The organism is Halorubrum ezzemoulense, from assembly GCF_004126515.1.
In the GTDB taxonomy this organism is placed as follows: Archaea; Halobacteriota; Halobacteria; order Halobacteriales; family Haloferacaceae; genus Halorubrum; species Halorubrum ezzemoulense.
Genome location: NZ_CP034940.1, coordinates 2,513,610 through 2,531,780, shown reverse-complemented (window position 1 = coordinate 2,531,780; position 18,171 = coordinate 2,513,610). Strand labels below are relative to the sequence as shown.

Annotated in this window: 17 protein-coding genes and 1 pseudogene; 13 read left to right on the top strand and 5 right to left on the bottom strand. The window is 71.4% G+C overall.

The genetic code is table 11. The features are described 5' to 3' along the window. Positions 1–6: 6 nt before the first annotated feature. From EO776_RS12805 to priS, 3 genes are all read right to left on the bottom strand, one after another. Positions 7–1,257 (bottom strand): MBL fold metallo-hydrolase, encoded by a 1,251-nt coding sequence (locus EO776_RS12805; protein ID WP_100050405.1) that lies wholly within the window; start codon positions 1,255–1,257, stop codon positions 7–9. 105 nt (positions 1,258–1,362) lie between these two features. Further along, positions 1,363–2,493 (bottom strand): hypothetical protein, encoded by a 1,131-nt coding sequence (locus tag EO776_RS12800; protein ID WP_100050404.1) that lies wholly within the window; start codon positions 2,491–2,493, stop codon positions 1,363–1,365. Between the two features lie 10 nt (positions 2,494–2,503). Beyond that, positions 2,504–3,667: a DNA primase small subunit PriS gene (gene priS, locus EO776_RS12795; RefSeq protein ID WP_129452435.1), complete on the bottom strand. Its 1,164-nt coding sequence runs from the start codon at positions 3,665–3,667 to the stop codon at positions 2,504–2,506. Between the two features lie 313 nt (positions 3,668–3,980). On the opposite strand from priS, the gene EO776_RS12790 reads away from it, so the two are divergent. The 8 genes from EO776_RS12790 to EO776_RS12760 all read left to right on the top strand — a co-directional run bounded on the left by EO776_RS12790 (position 3,981) and on the right by EO776_RS12760 (position 10,463). Continuing rightward, the gene (locus tag EO776_RS12790) at positions 3,981–4,205 is read left to right on the top strand and encodes a hypothetical protein (RefSeq protein WP_049930346.1); all 225 of its coding nucleotides are present in this window, start codon (positions 3,981–3,983) and stop codon (positions 4,203–4,205) included. Between the two features lie 117 nt (positions 4,206–4,322). Next, the gene (locus EO776_RS19045; protein ID WP_167373080.1) at positions 4,323–4,469 is read left to right on the top strand and encodes a hypothetical protein; all 147 of its coding nucleotides are present in this window, start codon (positions 4,323–4,325) and stop codon (positions 4,467–4,469) included. 485 nt (positions 4,470–4,954) lie between these two features. Then, positions 4,955–5,230: a PadR family transcriptional regulator gene (locus EO776_RS12785; protein WP_004597247.1), complete on the top strand. Its 276-nt coding sequence runs from the start codon at positions 4,955–4,957 to the stop codon at positions 5,228–5,230. 131 nt (positions 5,231–5,361) lie between these two features. Further along, positions 5,362–6,681, top strand: coding sequence for a Glu-tRNA(Gln) amidotransferase subunit GatD (gatD, locus tag EO776_RS12780; RefSeq protein WP_049930348.1), 1,320 nt, complete (start codon positions 5,362–5,364; stop codon positions 6,679–6,681). Continuing rightward, positions 6,678–7,742 (top strand): GNAT family N-acetyltransferase, encoded by a 1,065-nt coding sequence (locus tag EO776_RS12775; RefSeq protein ID WP_100050402.1) that lies wholly within the window; start codon positions 6,678–6,680, stop codon positions 7,740–7,742. The genes gatD and EO776_RS12775 overlap by 4 nt, the downstream gene beginning before the upstream one ends. Further along, on the top strand, positions 7,739–7,951 hold the full coding sequence (locus EO776_RS12770; protein ID WP_049930351.1) for a hypothetical protein: 213 nt from the start codon (positions 7,739–7,741) through the stop codon (positions 7,949–7,951). The genes EO776_RS12775 and EO776_RS12770 overlap by 4 nt, the downstream gene beginning before the upstream one ends. A gap of 80 nt (positions 7,952–8,031) precedes the next feature. Continuing rightward, complete coding sequence (locus EO776_RS12765; RefSeq protein WP_100050401.1) at positions 8,032–9,309, top strand: DUF6498-containing protein; 1,278 nt, start codon at positions 8,032–8,034, stop codon at positions 9,307–9,309. A gap of 62 nt (positions 9,310–9,371) precedes the next feature. Further along, positions 9,372–10,463, top strand: a complete 1,092-nt coding sequence (locus EO776_RS12760) for an A24 family peptidase (RefSeq protein WP_100050400.1) — start codon at positions 9,372–9,374, stop codon at positions 10,461–10,463. A gap of 360 nt (positions 10,464–10,823) precedes the next feature. On the opposite strand, the gene dnaG is transcribed toward EO776_RS12760, so the two are convergent. Beyond that, positions 10,824–12,470 carry a DNA primase DnaG gene (gene dnaG / locus EO776_RS12755; protein ID WP_094580099.1) on the bottom strand — a complete coding sequence of 549 codons (1,647 nt, stop codon included), beginning with the start codon at positions 12,468–12,470 and terminating at the stop codon, positions 10,824–10,826. Positions 12,471–12,647: 177 nt separating this feature from the next. On the opposite strand from dnaG, the pseudogene EO776_RS19365 reads away from it, so the two are divergent. Beyond that, a pseudogene (locus EO776_RS19365) lies at positions 12,648–12,857 on the top strand (DUF3311 domain-containing protein); the annotation flags it as partial. A gap of 119 nt (positions 12,858–12,976) precedes the next feature. Next, positions 12,977–14,461, top strand: a complete 1,485-nt coding sequence (locus tag EO776_RS12745) for a sodium:solute symporter family protein (RefSeq protein ID WP_049930359.1) — start codon at positions 12,977–12,979, stop codon at positions 14,459–14,461. A 42-nt stretch (positions 14,462–14,503) separates the two neighbouring features. Here EO776_RS12745 and EO776_RS12740 read toward each other — a convergent pair whose 3' ends face one another. Next, positions 14,504–14,938, bottom strand: a complete 435-nt coding sequence (locus EO776_RS12740) for a DUF1810 domain-containing protein (protein WP_086219400.1) — start codon at positions 14,936–14,938, stop codon at positions 14,504–14,506. 109 nt (positions 14,939–15,047) lie between these two features. On the opposite strand from EO776_RS12740, the gene EO776_RS12735 reads away from it, so the two are divergent. The 3 genes from EO776_RS12735 (at position 15,048) to EO776_RS12725 (ending at position 18,085) form a co-directional block, all read left to right on the top strand. After that, entirely contained in the window at positions 15,048–15,920 is an 873-nt protein-coding gene (locus EO776_RS12735; protein WP_086215835.1) for a YqcI/YcgG family protein, read from the top strand. Next, positions 15,913–16,464 carry a cysteine hydrolase family protein gene (locus EO776_RS12730; protein WP_100050399.1) on the top strand — a complete coding sequence of 184 codons (552 nt, stop codon included), beginning with the start codon at positions 15,913–15,915 and terminating at the stop codon, positions 16,462–16,464. The genes EO776_RS12735 and EO776_RS12730 overlap by 8 nt, the downstream gene beginning before the upstream one ends. A 226-nt stretch (positions 16,465–16,690) precedes the next feature. Continuing rightward, on the top strand, positions 16,691–18,085 hold the full coding sequence (locus EO776_RS12725) for a HEAT repeat domain-containing protein (protein ID WP_100050398.1): 1,395 nt from the start codon (positions 16,691–16,693) through the stop codon (positions 18,083–18,085). Positions 18,086–18,171: the final 86 nt, after the last annotated feature.

The following is an 18,171-nucleotide window of genomic DNA, read 5'->3' as shown; positions in this document are numbered from 1 at the left end:
CCCCGTTCACAGCTCGATTCGCTCGCCGACCTCGGGCGCGCTCGCGTCGACCCCGTCCGCGCGCAGGTCCGCGGCGAACGCCTCGCAGCGGTCGCCGTGGTTCACCAGCACGCGCGCGTCCCGGTACGCGTCGAGGAACGACTCCAGCCCCTCGCGGTCGGCGTGCGCGGAGAAGTCGTACGACGCCACCCGCGCGCTCACGGGCCTGACCTGCCCGTTCAGCTCCAACCGCCCGCGCTCCTGTAGCTCGCGGCCGGGCGTCCCCTCCACCTGATACCCCGTGAGCGTCACGAGGTTTGTCGGGCTCGTCCTGATCTCCGGGAGGTACGTCTGGACCGGGCCGCCCGCGAGCATCCCGGAGGTGGTGACGATCAGCGCGCTCTCGGCGGTGACCCGCTTCCGCTGGCCGTCGCGGCCCGTGACGACGCGCGCCTGCCCGACCGCCTCCCCGAACGCGTCGGCGTCACGGAGGAACGACGGGTACCGCCGGAGCGTTTCCGTCACCCCGACGCCCATCCCGTCCACGTACGGCGTGAGGTCGTTCGCGGCCGCGACGAGGAGCATCTCCTGCGTCCGGCCGATGGCGAACGCGGGCGCGACGACGGTGCCGCCCTCCCAGAGGGTCCGCTCGACGCGCTCGGCCCACGCCGACTCCACCGCGGCGCGGTCCTCGTGCGTCACGTCCGCGTAGGTGGACTCACAGATCACCGCGTCGGCGTCGGGGCGCGCCGTCGTCCCCGCGACCAGCCGCTGGTCGTCGGTGTGGAAGTCGCCGGTGTACAGCAGCTGAGTGTCTCCGTCGTCGACGAGGACGTGCGCCGAGCCCGGAATGTGCCCGGCCGAGAACAGCGTCACCTCGTAGCCGCCGCCGTCGATCCCGCCCGCGACCGGGAAGGGGTCGCCGTAGCCGTGTCGCACCTCCACTTCGCCCAACCGCGCGACGTGCTCGGCGCCGAACGGGCACAGCGGGCTGTTCCCGTGGAGCTTCAGCGTGTCCTCGGCGAGCGTCCGCGCGAGCTCCCCGGTCGGCGGCGTCCAGTGGATCGGCGGGCGGCGGTCGCCCTTCAGCAGCGCGGGGACCGCGCCGACGTGGTCGAGGTGTCCGTGCGAGACGACGACCGCGTCGGGCTCGGGATCGCGAACCGGGTACTGCGGCGGCTCCGCGGTCATCAGTCCGTAGTCCACGAGCAGCGCGTCGTCGACGAGGAGGGCGCTCCGCCCCACCTCGCGGGCGCCGCCGAGGAACTCGATCTCCATCGAGGGACCGTAGCGGCCGCTGGCGTTAGTGTCCGTCGGTCGGCCGAGCGGCGCTGTCGACCGCAGTGAGTCACTCACTTGGGCGACCGACCTCGCCGACCGCGGTCAGTCGATCCGCTCGGCGGCGTCGCGCTGGACGAGCGGATCGACGTTCTCGACGGGCAGTGAGACCACGTCCTCGCTCGCGAGCTCGTACTCCCGCTCGTCGACGCCGAAGATCGCTCCCACGTCGCGGGTGATCCGCACCGTGGCTCGCTCGGTGGGCCGGTCAGGCTTCGAACCGGCACCCGGCTCCGCAGCCGCGTCCGATCCGCCCCCTGCCGGCGACTCGGGGATCGCTCCCCCGTCCGTCGTCGCGCCGGGGTCGGCCCCCTCGTCCGTGTCTCCCGCGGGGCGATCGCCCGGGACCGTGCCGCTGTCGCCGATCGCGCTGTCGCCGATCGTGTCGTCGGCGTCGGCCGCGTCGTCGGCCCCGACCGCTCCCGGAGGCGCCGGTTCGGGGGGCACCGGCGTCGGACCCTCGCCGCCGTTGGACGCGGACTCGGGGTCGGGCGCCGGGCGGTCCTCGTTCGGCTCCGGCTCGGCGTCGGCGGAGGAGTCTCCCCCGTCGCCGCCCATCGCGCCGGCGAGGGCGCCGGCGTCGCCCGACGCCGTAGCGGCGTCCGACGGCTCGGGTTCCGGGTCGGCGGGAGCCGCGTCCGCGTCCGACGGCTCGGGGCCACCGTCGGGTGAGTCGGTGTCTGCCCGACTTGGGTCCGGCGTCCTCGCTTCGGGGGCCGAGGACCCCTCCTCGGCCCCGAGCGGCCGGTCGTCGCCGTCCGCGGTCGCGGACTCGTCCGGGACCGGCGACTCGCCCGCGAGCACGTCGAGCACCGATGACTTGTTCGCGCTGATGCGCTCGACGAGGTCGTCGAACAGCCGCCGCTCCTCGGCCGTCATTCCCTCCTCGTCGACGGACATGTCGGCCGCGGCGAAGGAGGCGAGCTTGACGACCTTCCCGACCCGGCGCTCGTAGAGCGCCTCGGCGACCTCCTCCGCGGTCTCCACCTCGTCGGAGAGCCGTCGGACGTCGTCGTCGGAGAACGGGTTCTCGACCTGCTCGGCGCGGCGGTCGCGCGCGGCGCGCAGGTCCGCGACGTACGCGCCCACGTCGTCGTAAAACGAGTCCCGCAGGTGCTGGAGGCTGTCCTTCCGGCGCTCCTTCGCCTGCGCGGATCGGAGTTCGTCGAGGTTCATTTGTCGTCGGTCATCGTTCGGGAGCTTTCCGCGCCTCGCCGCGGGCCATCAGGAAGGCTCCCGCGAACTCGGGCACGGTGTTTCTACCGGATTCAACTCTGACGCGCTCGCCGTTTAATTCTACCGTCCGATCCGCGTCCGTCTCGATCCGGATCTCGCGGCCGACGAACCGGTCCGGGACCGCGTCCCGGAGCGGGTCGAAGTCGGCGAGCTCGTCGCGGTCGAGCGGCGTGACGACGAGCGCGGAGCCGCCGTGGAGCGTCCCCGGGAGCCGGATGAGCCGCCGGGTATCGGTCGTCACCGGCTCGTCGATCGGCGCGGCGTCGGTCGCGGCGACGCGCGCGGCGAGCGCGGAGACGAGCCGGCGGACGCCCGGCCCGCCGGCCTCCACGTTGCCCTCGCGCACGGCGGTCGGGTTCCGGTCAAACGCGCCGCGGATCGTCTCCGCGCGCCCCTCGCCGATCCCGTCGAGTTCCATGAGGCGCTCGCGCGCGGCCTCGTCGCCCATCTCGCGGAGGTCGTCGGCGTACTCGACCAGCGCGTCGTGAACGCGCGCGCCCCACCCGCCCTCGGTGCGGAGGACGCGCTTCGTTGTCCCCCGCTCGGAGACCGTCCGGATCAGTCCGTCGCTGTCGAGGTCGATGGCGCGCACGTAGTCGACGATCTCGCGGCGCGCCTCGCTGTCCAACTCCCGCACGCTCTCGTCCCGGACGTGGACGTGGTAGCCCCGCCCACCGGAGAAGACGACCGTCACGTCTTCGAACGCGAAATCGTCGTCGATGAAGTCCAGCAGCCGCACGAGCGCGTCCTTACATGCCGCCAGCATCTCCGGGTAGGAGGTGGTCTCGGGGTCGACGCCGGGGAGGTGGTCGGCGTCCAGGTCGAAGACGAGGTCGGCGTTCCGCCACCCCTTCTGCCCCATCGTCGTCGCTCCGGGGTCGTCGTAGCGCGCGGCCGAGAAGTAGGCGTGCCGGGGCGCGTTGTCGGCGAAGAAGGTGTCCACGTCGCCGAGGTCGTACAGCGACTGGTGACGGACCATCGTCGTCCCCGATCCGGGGGTCCACGGGATGTGCCCCCACTCGCGGAGGTTCGCGTCGGGGGGGAGCGACAGCGACACCGACCGGTAGTAGTCGCCGAACCGCCCCCGGAGGTACTCGCGAGTCCGGTCGTCCATTCGTCTCCTCTCGTACCCGCGGTCGACGTATCAACGTTACCGTTCGCCGGTGTCCGCGACAGTACTCATCGAAAAGACGCGGCGGCGCGTGGCGACGAGCGCTCGAAGAGCGCGAGCCGCGAGGCTGGGGAGGCGTGGGGCGCTGCGCGGTACGGGCGCGGCCCCGCGGCTGGGAATTTGCGGTGTCCTCTGTCGAACTACGATCCATATGTGTAACCAGGCGGCCGTGATTTGGCCTCAGGCCCTCTCCTCGTCACTGACCGTCGACAGCATTTAGTCCGGCACCGTCGTCGGCCGAACACGGCCGGTCCCCATGCTCGACGAGACACTCGACCTGCTCATCGACGAGGTCGCAAAGCTGGTCCCCGATGTCGTGTTGGGCGCGATATTTCTGGTGACCGGTCTCCTGACGGCGATGCTCGGTGTGGCGACGCTTCTCGGCGTGGCGACGGTCGGGTGGTCACCGCGGTTCGGCGGGGTACTGACCGCCGTCGGCGCACTCCTCGTGGTCGGCGTGGTCGTCTGGTGGTATCGATGACCCTCCGGATCCGGTGAGCCCTCAGTCAGTCGCGAGAGTCTCGGCGACGGCGCCCCGTCAACCGCTCGACACCCTTCCGGCCACAACACTATCCGGGACCGCTCCGTACCGAGTGGTATGCGTTCGGAAGAGGAGATCAGAGAGCAGTACGAGTTCCTGCGCGAGCAGTTGGACGACGAAGAGATGAACCACCGCGGCGTCGAGGAGCTGTTCGCGCACTACAAGCGCGCGCTCGGCTGGGTGTTAGAAGAAGAACACATGTGAGCGGCGTACAACACGTTTATTACGCTCTACCTGCTATCGTCAGGTGACGCTTCGTCTGGAGGGCCGAAGCGTCAGCGGGGACCAATCGGCAGGCTCGACGCGGCTTTTTTCCGCGTCGGGCGTGCCTTCTTCGAGCGCTAATCCGACAGCGTCCGGCATATCCTGCTTCGATAGCGCCTCGCACGCCCTGATCCGATAGCGCCTCGCCTCCGTCTCGTCGCGCCCGATCGGAGCCGCTCGGTTTCTCTCCGATCGGCGCCCTACTCCGACAGCCAGTCGTTCCTGTGAGCCGCGGGCTCCGGGCACGTATCAGGTAACCGTAACGACTTCCCATCGCCGAATACCCGCTCTATTTCGGATGACAGTTACGGAGTTGACAGAACGAACCCGTCGGTTACGGAGGCGTAGGTGCCGCCGGCTGGTCGTATGAGGACAGATGTAACGGTATATTTATTTATTTTCGGATAATATGTCTAAGCAGTCGTATGTATGACCTCACAGGTTTTCAGCGAGACCTGCTCTACGTGATCGCGGGGCTCGACGAGCCGCACGGGCTGGCCATCAAGGAGGAACTCGAAGAGTACTACGAAAAGGAGATCCACCACGGCCGCCTCTACCCGAACCTCGACACGCTCGTCGAGAAGGGGCTCGTCGAGAAGGGCCAGCGCGACCGCCGCACCAACTACTACACGCTGACCCGCCGCGGCCGCCGCGAGATCGAGGCCCGGACCGACTGGGAAGCCGAGTACATCGAGCACTGACCCGGCCGCCCGCCGCTCCCGCACTCGGTCGATAGCCGTCGGCCTCTCTTCTTCCTCGCCGTTTTTGCGACGCTCCCGTCGCGCCGCCTCGAACGGTTGGATTCAAGTCCGCCCCGGCGGAAGCGGAGCGTATGCAACCGGGAGATCGCGTCCGCGTCGAGCGCGGGGGCGTCACCAACGAGGGCGTACTGCTCCCCTCCACGACGCGCGACCACCTCGTCGTCAAGCTGGACGGCGGCTACAACGTCGGGATCGACCGCGAGGCGGCCGATGTCGAGGTGCTGGACTCCGCCGCCCGCGAGGTCGACCCTGCGGCCGAGACCGACGACGAGGCCGACGCCACCTCCGAGATCACCTTCGACGAGGACCTCCCCACCGTCTCGCTCATCTCCACCGGCGGGACGATCGCCTCCACCGTCGACTACCGGACCGGCGCCGTCACCGCACAGTTCGACGCCGAGGACGTCCTCCGCGCCGTCCCAGAACTCGCCGGGCGCGCGAACTACCGCGGGCGCGTCGTCGCGAACATCCTCTCGGAGAACATGGAGCCGTCCATCTGGCGCGACCTCGCCGACGCGGTCGCCGAGGAGATCGAGGCCGGCGCCGACGGCGTCGTCGTGATGCACGGCACCGACACGATGCAGTACTCCGCGTCCGCGCTATCCTTTATGCTCGACTCGCCCGTCCCGGTCGTGTTCACGGGGAGCCAGCGCTCCGCGGACCGGCCCTCGTCGGACAACGTGATGAACGCGGTGTGCGCCGTCGAGGCCGCGAAGGCCGAGCATAGCGAGACCCTCGTCTGTATGCACGCCGACCCCTCCGACGACGCCTGCGCGCTCCACCGCGGCACGCGCGTCCGCAAGAATCACACCTCGCGCCGGGACGCCTTCGAGACGGTCGGCGCCGCGCCCCTCGGGCTGATCGACTACGAGCGCGCCGCGGAGGCGGGCGCCGACGGTGACGCGGCCGACGCTGCGATCGAGTGGAACCGCGAGCCGCGCTCGCGGGGCGGAACCGACGGGAGCGACGCGGCCGACGGCGACGCGATCGCGCTTGAGCCCTACCTCGACGGCGACGTGGAGCTGGTGAAGTTCACGCCCGGAATGGACCCGGCCGCGTGGGCGTACCTCGACGACAAGGACGGCGTCGTGATCGAGGGCACCGGGCTCGGCCACGTCCACACCGACCTCATCCCGCGGATCGAGGAGCTGGTCGAGGGCGGGACTGTCGTCGCGATGACGAGCCAGTGCCTCGAAGGTCGGGTCTGCGACCGCGTGTACGACACCGGCCGCGACCTGCTGGACGCCGGCGTCGTCGAGGCGGGCGACACCCTCCCCGGAACCGCGAAGGTGAAGCTGATGTGGGCGCTCGCGAACCGCGCGGACCCCGCCGACGCGATGACGCGTGACCTCGCGGGCGAGCTGACAGAGGAGTCGCGGCCCTGGCGATGAGCGAGGCAGCCGACGACGCCGACGAGGCCGACGCAGCGCCGACCGTCGTCGTCCGCGAGGCGCGCCCGGCCGACGCCGACGCGGTCGCGGCGTTCACCCGCGACACGTGGGGCGAGCGCCACGAGGACTACATCCCTCGCGTGTTCCCGGGGTGGGCCGCGTCCGACGACCCGGACCGCGGCACCTTCGTGGCGACGCTCCCCCCGGACGCCGCCGACGTGGGCGACCTCGACGGCAGAGACGCGGGCGACACGCACGTCACGGGCGACGGCGACGGTGCCGCCGACGCGGGCGACCCCGAGGCGGTCGTCGGCTGTATCCAGGGCGCGCTCCTCAGCGAGTGGGAGGCGTGGGGACAGGGGATCCGCGTCGACCCCGCCGCACGCGGCCACGGCGTCGGGACCGCCCTCTCGGAGGCGGTGCTCGACTGGGCGCGCGGACGCGGCGCGACCGTCTGCCGCAACATGGTGTTCTCGTGGAACGTCATGGGACTCGGCCAGTCGCGCGCGGTCGGCTTCGACCCCGCGACGGAGTTCCGGTTCGCGGAGCCGGCGCCCGACCCGGACGCAATCGACCGCGACGCCGCCGGTCTCGACCGTCTCCCCGACCCCGACCCGAACGCGGCGTGGGCGTTCTGGAGCGACAGCGCCGCCCGCGACCGCCTGCGCGGCCTCGCGCTCGACCCGGACGAGTCGTGGGCCTGCTCGCGGCTCACCCGCGACGAGCTCGCGACAGCGGCCGCCGAGGACCGACTGCTCGCGGTCGCCGACGCCGACGCGCTCGCGGGCTTCGCCGTCCGGACCCGCGTGACGGAGCGCGAGGTCGACGGCGAGCCCACGCGGACCGCGGTCTACGGCGTCGCCGCGTGGCGCGACGTCGACACGGCGGGCGCGCTGTACGACGCGATCGCCGCCGACGCCGCGGCGGCGGACGCCGACCGCGCTCGCGTGCTGATCCCCGAGACGGTCGAGCACGTCAGCGACACCGGCGCGAACCGCGTGCCGGTCGCGGCGGAGCCGGACTTCGTCATGTGCGCCGACCTCACTGGTGGAGACGGATGACGCTCTTCGGTCTCGCTCTCCCGTGGTCGCTGCCGCTCACGCTCGTGATCTACGGCGTCGTCGTCGCCGCCGCGGTGTGGATCTACCGCGACGCGAGGGCGCGCGGGAGCCGCTACGCGGTCGTTTGGGCCGCCTCGACGCTCCTCTTCACGATCGTTCCGGTGCTGGCGTACCTCTATCTCCACCGCGACGCCGGTCCGGCGCGCTAAATTGGTCGCGCGCGGCACCGGTCCGAGCCCCCTGCCGAACCCCCGGCCGCTTATGTACGCCGACCCGGAACGACCGACGGATGCCCTCCTCTCGCCCGCCCGACGGGTTGCGCGCGCTGGCCCGCGGCCGTCGTCCCCGAGTCCTCTCGGTCGCGCTCGCGAACCTGCTCCCGCTCGTCGGCGTGGTCTCGCTCGGCTGGAACGCGGCCGCGCTGATGACGCTGTACTGGTTCGAACTCGGGATCGCCTCCGGGTGGGCGCTCGTCCGCGCGCTGTTCGCCGGACGCCCGTCCGAGATAGAACGCGACGGGCTGCTCATCGGCCCGCTCGCACAGCGACGGGTCGCCCTGTCGATCCCGTGGACCGGCGTTCAGGTCCGGCTCTCGTCGCTGCTCGTCCTCCCCGTCGCCGCGCCGATCCTCGCGGTCGTCTGGCTGGTCGTCGGCACGCTCACGGTCGGCGTCGTCGTTGAGGAGGGGACCGTCTCGACCGTGGTCGACACGGTCGCGCTCGCGACGCTCGCCCTCTTCATCGGCGAGGGGGTCACGACGCTCGTCGAGTACTTCGGTCGCGGCGAGCACCGGGATCACAGCGCGCAGACCGCGATCCAAGGCGTGTTCGCTCAGGGCGCGGCGATCTTCTTCGGCGCGCTGTTCACCGTCACGATCGTCGGCGCGGGAACGCTGGAGGAGGACACGCCGATCTCCGCGATCGATCCGGACGCGATCGGGATTCCCCTCCTGCTCGGCATCGTCGCGGTGAAGTTCGCTTTCGACCTCGCCGGGCTGTACGGCGACCGGCTGGCGGCGTTCGACGAGTCGTCGTCGCTCGATCTGGGGCTCTCCTACGACCCGCCCGCGGCCGAGCCGGTCGACGGATCGCTCGCGAAGCCGACCGAGACGGTCCGCCAGCCCCGCCGCGCTCGCCTCGCCGGGGCGCTGACGACGCCGCTCGGCCACCCGGGGCTCTGGTACGTCGGCGGGGGCCTCGCGCTCCTCGGCCTCCTGTTCGCGTTCGGCGGCGACTGGGGGACCGTCGCCCTCCTCCTCGCGGCCGCGCTCGCGGTCCCGCTCGCGCTCGCCGCGCTCGACCACGAACTCCGGCACGGGCTCGTCGAGTACCGCGCCGGCGACGGCGCGCTCGTCGCGCGCGACCGCCTGTCCGGCGCGACGATGTGGCGCGTCGAGCCGTGGGACGAGACGGATCTGCGGGTGGAGCGCCGGCGGCTCGACCGGCGGCTCGGGACCGAGACCGTCGTGATCGAACTGCGCGACGACGAGTACCGGATCCCGGGCCTCGACGACCCGGAGCCTGTCCTCGACGTGTTCGATCGGCGGCCGGACCGGCCGGACGGCTGACGGCTATCGATATCGATACGCGAACCCGAACGCCTAATTGGTCCCGTCTCGCCCGTGGAGACATGGTCGCGACGCTGCCGGACCTCCTCCGACTCGTCGTCGTCCCCGTGTTCGCGTGGGCGGCGATCCGGGACGTCCGGACCCGGCGCCTCCCGAACAGGCTGTGGCCGCCGCTGTACCTGTTCGGCGCGCTGCTTCTGGTCTGGGAGATTGTGACGATCTGGCCTCTCGGGGGGTTCGTGGAGATGCGATTCCTAGTGCGAGTCGCGATCAGTCTGCTTTTCGTCGCGCCGCTGGGCTACGCGTTCTGGTACCTCGGGGCGTTCGGCGGCGCCGACGCCAAGGCGATGATCGCGCTCGCGGTGCTCTTCCCGACGTTCCCGGCGTACGACCTCGCCGGGGTCACGCTCCCGCTCGTCGACACCCAGCTCGGCGTGTTCTCGCTGACGATCCTCACGAACACCGTCCTCCTCGGGCTCGCGTACCCGGTCGGCCTCGCCGTCTTCAACCTCGTCCGCGGCGAGGCCTCGCGGCTCATGTTCTTCGCGCGACCGGTCGCGACCGACTCGCTGCCCGACCGGCACGGGCGGCTGTTCGAGGACCCCGACGGGCCGACCCGGAACGGCCTCGATCTCGACGCGCTCCGGATGTATCTCCGGTGGCGCGGCCGCACGCTCGCCGACGTGCGGGCCGACCCCGACGACCTCCGCGACCCCGCCTCGGTCGGCGAGACGTTCGCCCCGACCGACGGCGGGACCCACGTCGGTCCGCGGACCGACGGGGGGCGCGCAGTTGACGACGCGCCTACCGACGGGGGGCGCGCAGTTGACGACGCGCCCACCGACGGAGGACGGGAAGTTGACGACGCGGCCCCGGACGGCGGGCATGCGGCCGACGCGGAGACCGACAGCGACGCCGACCGCGAGTCCGACGACCCGTGGGCGGCAGAGCGGTTCCTAGACGAGATCGATCACGGCGCGTACGGCACCGACGCCGCGACGCTCCGCGAGGGCCTCGACGTCGTCGCCCGCGAGGACCGCGTGCTGGTCTCGCCCGGGATGCCGTTCGTCGTCCCGATGGCGGTCGGACTCGTCGCCTCGCTGACGTACGGCGACGCGCTGTTCGCGGCGCTGGGCGCGCTCGGGCTGGTGTGAGCCGACACTGACGACGCCATTTATAAACATATGAGCGGTGCGGCGGCGTGTGCCGACGAGCGGCCGCAGGCCGCGAGTCGCACGCGCGAGGGAGTCACTGGCCCCGGAGCGAAGCGGAGGGCGCCAGCGACGAGGCTGGGGAGGCGTGAGGTGCGGCTGCTGTGCGGTCGGGTGAGACTCAAAGGGGCAGTCGCGATTCCCGCTCGCTTCGCTCGCGGGAATCGCGGCTGGGGCTTTGGAGTCGTTCGCCGCTGATCGCCAATCGCTCTTTTATCGGCGAGCAGCTGCGACTTTAGCGGTTTTTACCGCCGATCGGCGATCGACGATCCGTAAGCGATCAACGACGACCTCCCCGTCTCGCTAGCTCCCAGCGCGGAGGGCGGCCGCCGTCAGTACCCGCGTTCCGACCGGGCGCTTCACGAACTCCCCGAGGTCGCGGCCGACGAGGTCGCCGACCCCGCGCTGGGCCGCCACGTCGAGCAGCCGCTGGTCGACGGTGCCGTCGACAACGACGGCTCGCGGCGCGGGCTCGGCCCCCTCCACCGCGTCGAACGCGTCTCCCGCGTCGACCTCATCGACGACGCCGAACTCGTCGCCGAGGAGCCGGGCGCGGCCGGTCTCGCCGTCGACGACCTCATCGACGTGCGCCGCGATCGACCGCGGTTCGTCGTGCTCGCCGGTCGCGCCGTCCGTCGGTTCCTCGTTCGCGGTCGCGCCGTCCGAAGGTTCCTCGTCCGCGGTCGCGTTGTCGCTAGCCATCTCGTCCGCGGTCGCGTTGTCGCTAGCCATCTCGTCCGCGGTCGCGTCGCCTCCGGACACCTCGTCGGTCTCTCCGGCGGCGTCGTCCGCGACGGTGTCGGTACCGCCGGCTTCTTCGGGAGTTGACGCCGAATCCGCCGGTTCTACTTCGCCACCGGAGGCGGATGCGCCGCTCGTTCCGGCGGCTTCGGCGTCGGCGTCCGTCGCGTCGCGCGATTCGGTCGTCGACCCGGCAGTCGGCGGCTCGGTCGATTCGGGCGACGGGTCGACCGCGTCGCCGCCCGCGGAACCGCTCGGCACCGCGCCGCCGTCGCCGACGCGCGCGGCCGACTCGGGACCGTCGTCGTCGGGTGCCACGTCGTCGGTAGTCGTCCCGTCGCTGACGGACGCCCCGTCGCCGTCCTCGGGATCCTCGTCGCCGGCGGCCGCTCGGAGATCGCCGGCGTCCGCGAGGCTCGCGTACGGGACCTTCCCGCGGAGCGCCTCGAAGACGGCGTCGCGGTCGAGGTCCTCGACGGACTCGCCGGGCGGCGCGAACGCGACGTAGTCCACGTCGCCCACCTGCGCGAGCTCGCGGAGGATGAGCTCCCCGCCGCGGTCGCCGTCGAGGAACGCGGTGACGGTCCGGTCGGCGGTCAGCTCGGCGACCGCCTCGGGGACGTTCGTCCCCTCGACCGCGACGGCGTTCTTGATCCCGCAGTCGAGCAGCGTGAGCACGTCGGCGCGGCCCTCGACGACGATGACGGCGTCTGAGTCGCCGACGCGCGGCCCGGCCGGGAGCCCCTCGTAGTCGACGATGCCCTCGACGCGGGCGGCGTCGCGCACCTCGTCTAACACGTCGCTGCTCGCGAGGCTCGTCTCCTCGAAGCCGCCCGCGATCAGCTCCTTTGCGCGCTCGACGACCTCGCGGCGCTTGGCCGCCCGTACGTCCTCGATGCTCGTCACCTCGACGGAGGCGTGACAGGGGCCGATGCGATCGATCGTCTCCAGCGCGGCGGCCAGGATCGCGGTCTCGACCTTGTCCAGGCTCGACGCGACGGTGACCTCGCCGAACGACTGGCCGTTCTCGGACTCGACGGAGACGTCGATCCGACCCACGCGCGAGGACTCCTGGAGGTCCCGGAGGTCCAGCTCGTCGCCGAGCAGCCCCTCCGTCTGGCCGAACACCGCCCCGACGACGTCGCTCCGCTCGACGACGCCGTCGGCCGCGATGGTGGCGTGTATCAGGTATTTCTCTGTGTCTTTCATGAGTGGTGAATGGTGATAGCGGGCGGTAGCGCCCGTCCGTGTATCGTTGCGCTCCTCGCGGAAAATAGCTATCGCCACGTCCCTCCGGCAACAGTTATCGAAGAAAATTTCTCTCCGATATGTGTGTTCGAACTTATTCGATAGCTCTTTGTGTTTATAGTCGTAGTTTCATTGTACATGACGCGCTTACGGAGCGATCTCGTTTGGATACCGACGTTCGCGATACTCGTTGCGTTCGCGGTGCCGTGGCCGCTGTGGGGCGTCGACCGCGTCGCCGCCGGGCTCCCGGTGTGGATCTGGTGGCACGTGGCGTGGCTCGGGCTGTGTGCGGGCTTGTTCGCGCTGTTCGTCCGGAGCGGCGCGTGGGAGCGCGGGATGGGCAGGCGGGTGGGGACCGACGCCGTGGCCGCAGATTCCGCGGCCGCCGACACCGTGGCCACAGATTCCGCCGCCGTGGACGGCGCGACGAGCCGCGACCCGTCGGAGCCGACCGGGGGTGACCGCCGGTGACGCTCGGCCTTTCGCTCGGCGTCGTCGTCGGCTACCTCGTCGTCGCGCTCGCGCTCGGCCTCGTCGCGTACCGCGTCTCGGAGACGACCGCCGAGGACTACTACCTCGCGAACCGGTCGATCGGCACGCTCGTGCTGCTCTTCACGACCTTCGCCACCCTGCTGTCGGCGTTCACGTTCTTCGGCGGGCCGAACCTCGCCTACCGCGCCGGCCCAGAGTGGCTGATCGTTATGGGGACCTTAGACGGCGTCCTGTTCGCGGTGCTGTGGTACGTCATCGGCTACAAGCAGTGGCTGATCGGCGCTCGTAACGGCTACGTGACGCTCGGCGAGATGCTCGGCGACCGCTTCGGCTCGACCGGGCTGCGCGCGCTGATCGCCGGCGTCAGCCTCCTGTGGCTGTTCCCGTACGTCATGCTCCAGCAGATGGGCGCCGGGGAGGCGCTCGTCGGCCTCACCGACGGCGTCGTCCCGTACTGGGGCGGCGCGGCGCTCATCACCGGGTTCATGATCCTCTACGTCGCCGTTGCCGGACTCCGCGGCGTGGCGTGGACCGACACGCTCCAGGGGCTGTTCATGCTCTCCGTCGTCTGGGTCGCCGCGGCGTGGGTCGTCTCGGCGCTCGGCGGCGTCGGCGCCGCGACCGAGGGGATGCTGGCGGCCCGGCCCGAGTTTGGGGGCTTCGGCGGCGGCGCGTACACGCCGGAGTTCATCGTCTCCACGGCGATCACCATCGCGTTCGGAGTGACGATGTTCCCGCAGATCAACCAGCGCTTCTTCGTCGCGAAGTCGGCCGCGACGCTGAAGCGGTCGTTCGCGCTGTGGCCCGTCCTCGTCCTGCTGCTGTTCCTCCCCGCGTTCATGCTCGGCGCGTGGGCGGCCGGGACGCCGGTCGAGGTGCCAACGGATGCGAACGTGCTCCCGGTCGTGCTCGGCGAGTACACCCCCGCGTGGTTCGCCGCGCTCGTCGTCGCGGGCGCGATGGCGGCGATGATGTCCTCGTCGGACTCGATGCTGCTCTCGGGGTCGTCGTACTTCACTCGCGACCTGTACCGACCGCTCGTCGACGCCGACGCCTCCGAGCGACGCGAGGCGTGGATCGCGCGGATCGGCGTGGCGGCGTTCGCGACGCTCGCGTTCGCCGCGAGCCTGTTCCGCCCGGGGACGCTGATCGAGGTCGGCGACACGGCGTTCTCCGGGTTCGCGCTGCTCGCGCTCCCCGTGATCTGCGCGCTCTACTGGCCGCGGACGACCCGCACGGGGATGATCGCCGGCGTCGCGGTCCCCCAGGCGGCGTACCTGCTCGTCGTGCTGTCCGCCGTCGTCGGTGCCGTCCCGACCCTGCCGAAGACGGTCCTCGGCGGCTGGGACGTTGCGCTCGGGCTGATGGCGCTGTCCGGCGCGCTCACCGTGGGGGTCTCGCTGCTCACGGCGCCGACCGAGGAGGGCGACGCCTCGCGGTTCGCGGTGGCCGGGGACTGACTCGGCCGATCCCCGTCGGTCGGGATTCGACCGCCGTCGGTCTCACTCGTTCCGCAGGAACCGGAGCGTCTTCGGATCGGGCCCGTCGTAGTACCGGTCGAGCGCGGTCCCGAACGGACCGTCCCCGTCCGCGACCGCGTCGAACAGCGTCATCGACGACCGGAACTTCAGGTCGTCCGGCGACCCGAACACCTCGTGGGCCGACCGCCCCTCCAGCCCGTTGACGATCGCCGTACACTCCCGCAGCCGCGGCCCCAGCGTCGGGTGCGCGAGGTACGCGGTCGCCTCCTCGCGGGAACCGATCGCGTAGCGCTGTGACCTCCGACTGGTCCCCAACCCCTCGACCTGCGGGAACACGAACCACATCCAGTGGCTCCGCTTCCGTCCCGCGCGCAGTTCCCGCTTGGCCGACTCGATCACGCCGGCCTGCGCCTCGACGAACCGTCGGAGGTCGTGGGAGTCGTTCGGGTCGGCCATCTCCTCGGGGACGTTCTCGTCGCTTGTTTATAAGAGTGGCCGGCAGTGCCCGTTCCCGCCGCGTCGAACCCGGCGAAAGCCAAAAGACCGCTTCGCCCCGACAACGCGTATGAACGAGCCCGGCACCGAGGGCGTGCTGTTGGACCAAGAGACGCTCCACGATCGGCTCGACGACGCGTCGCCGTGGTTTCAGGAGCACTACCGGACCTTCCGGGAGTCGATGCTCGGCGAGCGCGACGGGTCCCCGTTCCCCTGCTACTTCGGGATCGAGGTCGAGCGCGAGGGCGACATGCTGTACGCCGCCTGCGAGTCGACCACGGACCCGGCCGCGCTGTTGCGGCTGCGCGATGTCCTCTCAGAGTACCTCGACACGTACCCGGACCACGCCGACCGCGCGCCGCTCGCGGTGTTCTTCAGGCCGCCCGACGACGACCGCGGCGAGGCGCACTACCACGAGCGGCTCTGGCACGTCCTGGAGTTCCTCCACGTCCACGACCCGGAGCCGTGGCCGGACGACATCCCGGTCGACCCCGACACCCCGCGGTGGGAGTTCTGCTTCGGCGGCGAGGCGCTGTTCCCGACCTCGCGCGCCCCCTTCTACGACGACCGGAAGAGCCGCTACTCGCCGGTCGGCTTAGAGATCACCTTCCAACCCCGGAGCGTCTTCGAGGGGATCACCGCCGACACCGAGGCGGGCGAGCGCGCCCGCGAGACGATCCGAGGCCGGATGGAGGAGTACGACGGGGTCTGTCCCCACGCCGACCTCGGCGACTGGGGCGCCGAGGGCGACCGCGAGTGGAAGCAGTACCTGTTCCGCGAGGACGACGACGCGAGCCCGGACGCCTGTCCGCTCGACCCGACGCGCGAACACCCCAAGGCGTCCGAGTCGCTGCTCGAACCCGGCGCGTGGCGGGCGTTCGACGCGGCCGACACCGGGAGCGAATCCGACGCGCCCGTCAGTTCCGGACTCGGCGATGACTGACGACGCGGTCCTCCTCCTCGTCGACTTCCAAGTCGGGTTCGACGAGCCGGGGTGGGGCGAGCGCAACAACCCCGACGCCGAGGCGGTCGCGGCCGCGCTCCTCGACCGCTGGCGCGAGACGAACCGACCGGTCGCGCACGTCCGCCACGCCTCGACGGAACCCGACTCGCCGCTGCGTCCGGACGCCCCCGGCTTCGCGTGGAAGCCGGAAACGGCGCCCGCCGGGGGCGAGCCGACCTTCGAGAAGTCGGTCAACGGCGCGTTCCTCGACTCCGGGCTCGACGAGTGGCTCCGCGAGGCCGGGCACGAGTCGCTCGTCGTCTGCGGACTCACCACCGACCACTGCGTCTCGACGACGACGCGCGAGGCCGAGAACCGAGGCTACGACGTGCGCGTGGTCGCCGACGCGACCGCGACGCACGCCCGCGAAGCGCCCGACGGGGAGCGGATCGACCCGGAGACCTCCCACCGCGTCGCGCTCGCGCACCTGAACGGCGAGTTCGCGACGGTCGTCGAGAGCGACGACCTGCTCGCCGACCGCTGAGGAGAACCGCCCGCACGGCCCGTCAGTGACGGCGTCGCGGTCGACCTCGAACGTCGAGGAATTCGGTATTCCGACGAAGCCACCAAGCGCGGGGATCTACCGCGACCCGCACAGCAGAGAACGGAGGGACACCGCGCCGGTCGCGGCCGCTCCGTGCCCCGCACGCGGCCGCCCGGCGCCCGCGAAGGGAAACCTCTTAATGGACTACGCGCGGAGTTCGTGGTATATGAGCAACGGCGATGACGACCCGGCCGACGCCGCGGACGACGGCGAGCCGGCGGAGACGGCCGCTCCGACGCTCCCCGACGACGCGACCGAGGAGTCCCTCACCGAGTACCTCGACGAGATCGCCGACCGCCTCGAGGCCGCCGAGACAGAGGCCGACCTCGACGACGTCGAGGCGCTCTTAGCCGACGCGGAGACCGGTATCGAGGAGGCCGACCTCCCCGAGCCGGACGAGGACGATGAGGACGCGGACGACCCGCGCGGCGACCTCGAAGACCGCGTCGCGGAGCTTCGCGACGGCGTGGACGACGCCCGCGGCCCCTACGGGGAGGACGTCGTCGACGCGATCGAATCCGCCGCCGGGACGGTCGAAGACACGGAGTGGACCGACGACGGGCGAGAGGACGTCGCGGCCGCCGTCGAGTCGTTCGTCGACGCGGCCGCCGACGCGATCGACGAGGCGCTCGGCGACGCCGACGAGGATCCCGAGGCGCTTCTCGCGGAAGGCGAGGCGGCCGACGCCGCGGCGCCGGCCCCCGTCGATCAGCTCGTCGCGGCGCTCGACGCGGTCGCCGGCGCGGTCACTGACGCCGACCTCGACGCGGACGACGACGCCGACGACATCGCCGCGCTGCTGGACGCGACCGACGAGCTGGAGGCCGGCCTCGACGACGCCGAGGAGTGGGACGACCTCGAAACCCACGAGCAGCTCCGTGCGCAGGGATACTACGACGTGCTCGGCCACTACAAGGACTTCCCCGTCGAGTGGGCGGCGCTGAAGGAACACGAGGCGCGGGGCAACGTCGACATGATCCTGCTCGCGCTCGACTCGCTCCAGTCCGAGTTCATGGAGCGCCACTGCCTGGAGGCGTTCGAGCGGATGGGCAAGCGCGGCAAGACCGAGGCGTCGGTCGAGGAGATCCTCGGCCGCGCCGAGAAGCGCGACCAGCCCGCGATCCGGATCCTCGGGACGATGGCGGCCGAAGAGGCGACCGACACCCTCGTCGAGTACGTCCCCGAGGACTCGAACCCGCAGCTCCAGAAGGTCGTGTTCAAGGCGCTCGGCGAAATCGGCGCGTCCGAGGCGGTCCAGCCGCTCGCGAACCAGCTCGACCCCGACGGCGACACCGACGAGCTCGTCCGCCCCCACGCCGCCCGCGCGCTCGGGCTGATCGGCGACACCCGCGCCGTCGACCCCCTCGCCGACGCGCTCGAGGCGCACCCGTCCGACGACGTCCGCGCGGCCGCCGGCTGGGCGCTCCGCCAGATCGGCACCCGCGAGGCGCTCGAAGCGGTCGCCGAGTACGCCGACGAACACTCCTTCGTCGTCTCGACCGAGGGCGAGAAGGCCCGGGACGCGCTCGACGACGAGGCGGAACCGGCGCCGACCGCCTGACGCGGCCCGCGTGATGCGGACCGACTGACCCGACCCGCTCCGCCCGCCGTTCGACCGACCCTTTTCACCGATACCGAGGGCACTCC

Coding starts and splice junctions, on each gene's coding strand:
- EO776_RS12805 (WP_100050405.1), bottom strand. CDS start 1,257: ATGGAGATCGAGTTCCTCGGCGGCGCCCGCGAGGTGGGGCGGAGCGCC.
- EO776_RS12800 (WP_100050404.1), bottom strand. CDS start 2,493: ATGAACCTCGACGAACTCCGATCCGCGCAGGCGAAGGAGCGCCGGAAG.
- priS (WP_129452435.1), bottom strand. CDS start 3,667: ATGGACGACCGGACTCGCGAGTACCTCCGGGGGCGGTTCGGCGACTAC.
- EO776_RS12790 (WP_049930346.1), top strand. CDS start 3,981: ATGCTCGACGAGACACTCGACCTGCTCATCGACGAGGTCGCAAAGCTG.
- EO776_RS19045 (WP_167373080.1), top strand. CDS start 4,323: ATGCGTTCGGAAGAGGAGATCAGAGAGCAGTACGAGTTCCTGCGCGAG.
- EO776_RS12785 (WP_004597247.1), top strand. CDS start 4,955: ATGTATGACCTCACAGGTTTTCAGCGAGACCTGCTCTACGTGATCGCG.
- gatD (WP_049930348.1), top strand. CDS start 5,362: ATGCAACCGGGAGATCGCGTCCGCGTCGAGCGCGGGGGCGTCACCAAC.
- EO776_RS12775 (WP_100050402.1), top strand. CDS start 6,678: ATGAGCGAGGCAGCCGACGACGCCGACGAGGCCGACGCAGCGCCGACC.
- EO776_RS12770 (WP_049930351.1), top strand. CDS start 7,739: ATGACGCTCTTCGGTCTCGCTCTCCCGTGGTCGCTGCCGCTCACGCTC.
- EO776_RS12765 (WP_100050401.1), top strand. CDS start 8,032: ATGCCCTCCTCTCGCCCGCCCGACGGGTTGCGCGCGCTGGCCCGCGGC.
- EO776_RS12760 (WP_100050400.1), top strand. CDS start 9,372: ATGGTCGCGACGCTGCCGGACCTCCTCCGACTCGTCGTCGTCCCCGTG.
- dnaG (WP_094580099.1), bottom strand. CDS start 12,470: ATGAAAGACACAGAGAAATACCTGATACACGCCACCATCGCGGCCGAC.
- EO776_RS12740 (WP_086219400.1), bottom strand. CDS start 14,938: ATGGCCGACCCGAACGACTCCCACGACCTCCGACGGTTCGTCGAGGCG.
- EO776_RS12735 (WP_086215835.1), top strand. CDS start 15,048: ATGAACGAGCCCGGCACCGAGGGCGTGCTGTTGGACCAAGAGACGCTC.
- EO776_RS12730 (WP_100050399.1), top strand. CDS start 15,913: ATGACTGACGACGCGGTCCTCCTCCTCGTCGACTTCCAAGTCGGGTTC.
- EO776_RS12725 (WP_100050398.1), top strand. CDS start 16,691: ATGAGCAACGGCGATGACGACCCGGCCGACGCCGCGGACGACGGCGAG.